The organism is Psychromonas sp. (genome assembly GCF_983033635.1).
The window spans coordinates 1-6561 of the sequence record NZ_CEZLMY010000095.1; the positions used below are offsets into that span (position 1 = coordinate 1).

Genomic DNA, 6561 nt, shown 5'->3' on the forward strand with positions numbered 1-6561 from the left:
TGAACTTGAAATGCGTTTAGCTTCCGGTAATTATGACACTTACTTAACAGGAATTAATGTTCATATAAAGGATCCAGATAGTTTATTCCGACCATTACTTAGCTGTGATGCAACAATATTAGAGGGTAACTCTAGCCAATGGTGCAGTCCGGAAGTACAAGATTTATTAGATTCAACTTTGTTAGAACCTAACTTTATCAAACGCATTAAAAATTATTACCAACTGCAAGATATCGTTCAGCAGGAGCGCCCGTATTATCCGATCGCTCATGTACTACGGTTCGATGCATTTAATCAAAATATATCAGGTTTACACGTTAATGCGTTAACGGGTATAGATTTCCAAAATGTTAGAAAAATAGAAGCCCAGTAATATGCTTAATTATCTGTTTCGTCGCCTCAATTTGTTGTTCATTACTGCGTTTATTCTGTCCGTTATCGCATTTATATTGACCTATTGGTCAAGCAAAAACACATTAGCAGATGCAGATGCAGGTTACATTATTCAGTATGTTAAATATATGTCCGCTATTTTACAGGGAGAGTGGGGATTATCTTCTATTGATCAGCAACCTATGCTGATTAAGGGCTTAACTGCGTTTGCATCCACACTTGAGCTGTGTTTTATTGCATTTATCACTGCCAATATTATTGCCATACCACTTGGTATATTCGCAGGACTTAACCGTAACAGTTTGCTTGATTATTTGATCATGACAATTGCACTGATTGGTCTTGCGTTACCCGTATTCTGGCTTGCTGTTATTACAACCATGTTACCTAGGTTACTCGGAATTCCACTGCCGATTGACGGTGGTATCAGTCCTGTTTTTGAAATTCCAGTGGTTTCTGGTTTTATTCTTCTTGATACACTATTGGCCGCTGATACATATCAGTTAGATGCCTTTTTCAACCGCTTAGCGCACCTGATTCTGCCATCTTCTGTTTTATCCCTTTTCCTAATAACTGAGATTATTCGTTTAACACGACACTCAATCACCATGGTGATGAAAAGTAATTATGTAAAAGCGGCATACGCTAAGGGTCTGAGCAGAAAAGAGATTGTTTTTCGCCATGTACTGAAAAATGCATTACCACCTATTATTCATCAATTAAGATTACAATTAAGTACGATTATCTCCTTTGCGATGGTAATAGAGATTGTTTTTTCTCTGCAGGGTTCGGGGGTCTGGTTATTGAGCAGTATTAAAGAAGGTGATTACCTTGCCCTGCCTACTGCTATTCTTATTATTTCTGGATTCATTTTGTTATCGAGTATTTTTATCGATATATTACTGATGATTATTTCACCAATCAAACGGAAATCTTTATATGTTGATTAATAACGAATTCAATGAGGAAAAAATCCAATCACCATTGCAATATACATGGTCAATATTTAAAAGAAATAGTTTAGCGATTACTGCGATGTGGGGAAGCTTAATTCTGATATTAATTACCCTATTTGCTGATTATATTGTGCCTTATGCTCCCTCTACACAATATGTAAAACATTTACTATTACCGCCATACTGGGTTGAAGGTGGAAATTCAGCTCATATCTTAGGCACAGATGATTTAGGGCGAGATTCATTAGCTCGTTTAATTCAAGGTATTCAATTGACCCTTGGTGGCGCACTAGCGATAACGATTGCTGTTTCCATCTTAGGGTGCGTAATCGGTGCAACAGCTGCGTTAACTAAAGGGTTAAAAGCAAGTATTTTACATCACCTACTCGATGCACTTTTAATTATCCCAACATTGCTTACCGCACTTATTTTAATTGTTATGTTCGGACCTAGTTATGAGAACAGTCTGATTGCAGTGTCCCTTTCTCTGTTGCCGCAATTCATACGTGGCATATATATCAGTATTGAAAATGAATTAAACAAACAGTATATAATCTCCTTACGCCTTGATGGTGCGACCAATGTACGTCTATTACGTTTTGGGATATTTCCAAATATTCTAGAGCCAATTATCACCTTGTTAAATCGTATTTTTACCATGGCAATATTAGAAATTTCTACACTTGGATTCTTAGGCTTTGGTACACAATTTTTAGATGTTGAATTAGGGGCATTAATTGCCAGCAGCATTGTTCTTATCTATTCATCACCCTGGCTTGTTTTCTTTCCCGGTCTTGCAATTTTTATTATTATCTTAGTTTTTAATATATTTACTGAGGGTTTACGTCACGCAGTGATTGAAGGAGAAGATCTATAATGGCGTTACTTGATATACGTAAATTAAGTATCGATATTTCAACCGCACAAGGCAAAGTGCGTGTTATTGATAAAGCTTCATTAACGATTGTTGATGGATCTATTCATGGTTTGGTTGGAGAGTCTGGATCAGGAAAAAGTCTGATCGCCAAGGCAATTTTAGGCTTACATAATGCCAATTGGACAGTGACTGCGGATCGTATGTTTTTAGGAGCAACTGATTTAACAAAACTCTCTGCAAACGATCGCCGTAAAATTATGGGCAAAGAAATTGCCATGATATTTCAGCATCCAAGATCATACTTAGATCCAAGTAAAAAAATATTTTCACAAATTAAAGAGGTACTGCCGACTACTTCTGTCAAAAAACTGTTTTTAAGTAAAATAAAACGCGTTCCTGAACAATCGACGCAACAGAGAATAAAAGAGTTATTACATAAAGTCGGAATTCAAAACGATCAAACGGTTTTAGCAAGTTACCCCCATGAATTGTCAGAAGGAATTTGCCAGAAAGTGATGATAGCAATGGCAATTGCGAACAATCCAAGCTTAATAATTGCCGATGAGCCGACAACCGCTATGGAAGCCGTTACCCGGGCACAAATCTTTCGTTTACTGTATAAATTAAATCAATTACACAGTACGACGATTTTATTATTAAGTAATAACTTCGGCAGTATCAGTAACTTATCAGATTACATCACTTTGATTTATAGCGGTCAAACTGTTGAATCAGGCAGTTACAAGCAAATAATCAATAGCCCAATGCACCCTTATACAGAAGCTATGATTAAAACAATATTGGAGTTTGATGAATCTATTAGTCATAAAAGCCAGTTATACACGCTACCGGGTAACATACCATCAGCTAACCAGTTACCTATCGGTTGCCGCTTAGGACCAAGATGCCCGCGAGCACAACGAAGCTGTGTAACAAACCCTGAACCTTTAAATTTCAAAGGACATGTGATCAGTTGTCACTTTCCAACATTAGATGAAAACCAACATGCAAACACTTCTCAGCGTAAGTAATTTATGTAAAAACTATAAACGTAGCGCCCGATTTTTATCTTCTGGTTTCAGACAGGCGCTTGGCCCGCTAAGTTTCACCTTAGAACGAGGTCAAACATTATGTGTTGTTGGAGAAAGTGGCTCAGGAAAAAGCACGTTAGTGCAGATGATTGCAGGCTTGATTTCACCCAGCTCGGGGGAAATTTACATTAAAGGTGAAGCACTTTCGAGTCTATCTCAACAGGAAAGGTGTAAATCCATTCGTATGATATTTCAGGATCCAAGTGACTCACTGAATCCTAAAGCAACTATAGGCAGAATATTAGCGGCTCCGTTGGAACTTAATACCAATTTCAGCACCATTGAAATAGATGAACAAATTCATGAAACCTTGAATTTGGTCGGTTTATTACCTGATTATCTCGATTTTTACCCAAATATGTTATCAAGCGTACAGCAACATAAGGTAGCACTAGCACGCGCTATGATCTTAAACCCAGATATCATCATCGCCGATGAAATCTTAGCAACGTTGGATATATCACTGCGTTTTAAAATAGTTAACCTATTATTAGATATTCAAGAAAAAAGAGGGACCAGTTATATATTTGTGGCGCATAATATGAACTTGGTACGCCATATGAGTGATCAAACTATTGTGATGCACAATGGCTTAATCGTTGAAAACAATCGTACCGAAGAGATATTTAACCGCCCACAAGCTGCCAGTACCAAACATCTTTTACAGAGCCATCAACCAGATTATAGAAAATAGTGCTAAAAGCATTTGATTTATTGTTAATTAGATGATTTTATTACTAATATATAAAGAGGTATATCTAAAAAAACGTTACAGTTGCTTGCTATATAATTTAGATTTAAATTGCGATTAAAATCATGGGGTGAATTTCGATGAACGATTACAAAAAAAGTCTCTGGGTAAGTAACTTTATTATCATATTATTCGCAATTTTGATCACTTTTGTCATAAAGTTCATATTTAATCCGCTTTTATTGCAGCAGCAAGAGTTAATTTCGCAAAAACTTAACTTACGTGAAATGTCAATAGTAACTAATGTAGCTCAGGTAAACCTACTTGTAGAATATGAACTATTTGATTATATTAAGATCAGCAACAGTAAACAGCCTAAGCCATTGATCTATAAAAACAACCAGTTAGAGATATTATCTTATTTATTGCCAATTTCATCCACTACTGTTATTTCAAACAACGGAAATCAATTAATTGAATATAAAGCTACAAGTAGCCGTCTGTTAGCCCTCCTGAAAAAAATTCTTTTTACGATTTATACGACACTGATAATTGCATCAACAGTTATCAATATTATTTACTATCGCCTGTTTAAAGGTATTGAAATAACGCTTGTGCATGAAATATCTGATGAAGATTCAACACCCAGTCCATTTGCTAAAGTATCAGAACAATTACATGAACAGAAAAAATTATTTCACCGCGCCTTGCAAAACCAAGAAAAACAGATTGTATTACTTGCACGACAAGTGAACATGGATAATCTAACGGGTCTTAATAACCGCCATGCATTTCGCAAGGAATTGACCGAAATATTAAGTGAAAATGGCGAACAAAAACACGCAATATTATTTATTATTCGAGCGAGTGAATTAAATTCAATTAACTCGCAACGTGGTTTCCAGCAAGGTGATGATTACATCGTTAATATTGCCAATATTGTTAGCAAAGTAACAGATCGAACTACCGCTATCTCCGTTTTCAGAATCAGCGGATCCGATTTTGCACTTATTGCCCGTGAAATGAGTGTCAGTGATGCACAAAACATTGCTAAAGATTTAAAAACTCAATTCGATCAATACCAAGCGCTAAATAAATTAGATAGCATTGCTTATAACGGTATATCTGCAATCATTTCGGGGCAGTTACCAGAACAAGTTTTAGCCAGAACCGATATGGCGTTAGCAAAAGCGCAAACTGACGGAGTAAATAGTTGGGCATTTGAACAACAAGATTGCGATGACAGCCAGTTTGGTGAGCAACACTGGCGTCAAATTATAGATGGAATCATCTCGAAAAGAGCCTTAATGTTATTACATCAACCTATTCAGGCAATACATCGTAATATGAAAGGTTATCAAGAAATATTTACCCGTTTCATTGGTGATAATAACAATATGATCCCCACAGATACGGTATTTGCCATGGCTCAACGTACTGATATGATAGTGAAACTTGAGCAACTTATTTTAGAAACGGTAGTAAGCCAATGTCGTCATAAAACAGATGGTAGCTGTCGCTGGGGAATAAATGTCACCAGCTCTGCGATGCAAAATAGCAGCTTTATTGTTTGGTTGGAGAGATTGTTATTACGAGAACCCAACATAGCGGCATCTCTGATCTTTGAAATGCAGGAAGAAGTACTTGATAGTAACCTTGTTGCTAGCAAACGTATTTTTGATATGCTTAAACGAACGGGGACGCGCTCGGCAATTTGCAATTTCGGTAAGGGCATCGGTTCATTTCGTTTATTCAAAGAGCTTAAACCCGATTTTGTAAAAATTGATGCAAGCTTAATTAGTAATATCGAACGTGACAGCGCTAATCAGCAATTTGTGCGTATGATAATAGATGTGGCGCATCGCATGGACTGCCGTGTTATTGCAGAAGGCATCGAACACCTAGAGCAGAAACAGATTCTTGAGAATATGTACATTGATGGTATTCAAGGTTTCTTAATCGCCCGTCCCAGTCCCCTTTAAACAGTGTTAAGTTCACTTTCCCTTCCAGCTTAATCGCCCTACTTCCAATGTAGGGCTTTGCATCTTAAAATACTTTTTGTACAATGCGCGCCTAGTATAATAACTCCGTTCAATTCAAGGTCCCATCATGTCCGAGATTCTTACAAAAAAAAAGCAATTCACCCTAAAAAAGCTTAATAAAGGTTTACGTCGTTTAACGGGGCAAGCAATTTCGGATTATAATATGATCGAAGACGGTGATCGTATTATGGTATGTTTATCTGGCGGCAAAGACAGCTTTACCATGCTTGATATACTACTTGAATTACGTGCAGCAGCACCCATTGATTTTTCGATAGTAGCAGTCAATTTAGATCAAAAACAACCCGGTTTTCCTGAGCATATTTTACCTGAATACCTAGAAAAAATAGGTGTTGAGTACAAGATTGTTGAAGAAAACACTTATAGTATTGTGCAGGACAAAATTGAAAAAGGTAAAACAACCTGTAGTTTATGTTCTCGTTTAAGACGTGGCATTTTATACCGTACTGCAAAAGAGTTAGGCGCAACTAAAATTGCCCTTGGCCACCAC

6 protein-coding genes and 1 pseudogene are annotated in these 6561 nt (G+C 36.9%); all 7 read left to right on the forward strand.

What is annotated here, in order from left to right; genetic code table 11:
* Positions 1–373: pseudogene (locus AC4GME_RS12345) on the forward strand (ABC transporter substrate-binding protein); the annotation flags it as partial.
* 1 nt (position 374) lies between these two features.
* Positions 375–1343: an ABC transporter permease subunit gene (locus tag AC4GME_RS12350; protein WP_490377945.1), complete on the forward strand. Its 969-nt coding sequence runs from the start codon at positions 375–377 to the stop codon at positions 1341–1343.
* Positions 1333–2226, forward strand: coding sequence for an ABC transporter permease subunit (locus AC4GME_RS12355; RefSeq protein WP_490377946.1), 894 nt, complete (start codon positions 1333–1335; stop codon positions 2224–2226). The genes AC4GME_RS12350 and AC4GME_RS12355 overlap by 11 nt, the downstream gene beginning before the upstream one ends.
* Complete coding sequence (locus AC4GME_RS12360; RefSeq protein ID WP_490379470.1) at positions 2226–3257, forward strand: oligopeptide/dipeptide ABC transporter ATP-binding protein; 1032 nt, start codon at positions 2226–2228, stop codon at positions 3255–3257. The genes AC4GME_RS12355 and AC4GME_RS12360 overlap by 1 nt, the downstream gene beginning before the upstream one ends.
* Positions 3232–4011, forward strand: coding sequence for an ATP-binding cassette domain-containing protein (locus AC4GME_RS12365; protein WP_490377948.1), 780 nt, complete (start codon positions 3232–3234; stop codon positions 4009–4011). The genes AC4GME_RS12360 and AC4GME_RS12365 overlap by 26 nt, the downstream gene beginning before the upstream one ends.
* A 137-nt stretch (positions 4012–4148) precedes the next feature.
* On the forward strand, positions 4149–5990 hold the full coding sequence (locus AC4GME_RS12370; protein WP_490379471.1) for an EAL domain-containing protein: 1842 nt from the start codon (positions 4149–4151) through the stop codon (positions 5988–5990).
* Between the two features lie 127 nt (positions 5991–6117).
* Positions 6118–6561 (forward strand): tRNA 2-thiocytidine biosynthesis protein TtcA (locus AC4GME_RS12375; RefSeq protein ID WP_490379472.1); only part of this gene is annotated, 444 nt, incomplete at its 3' end.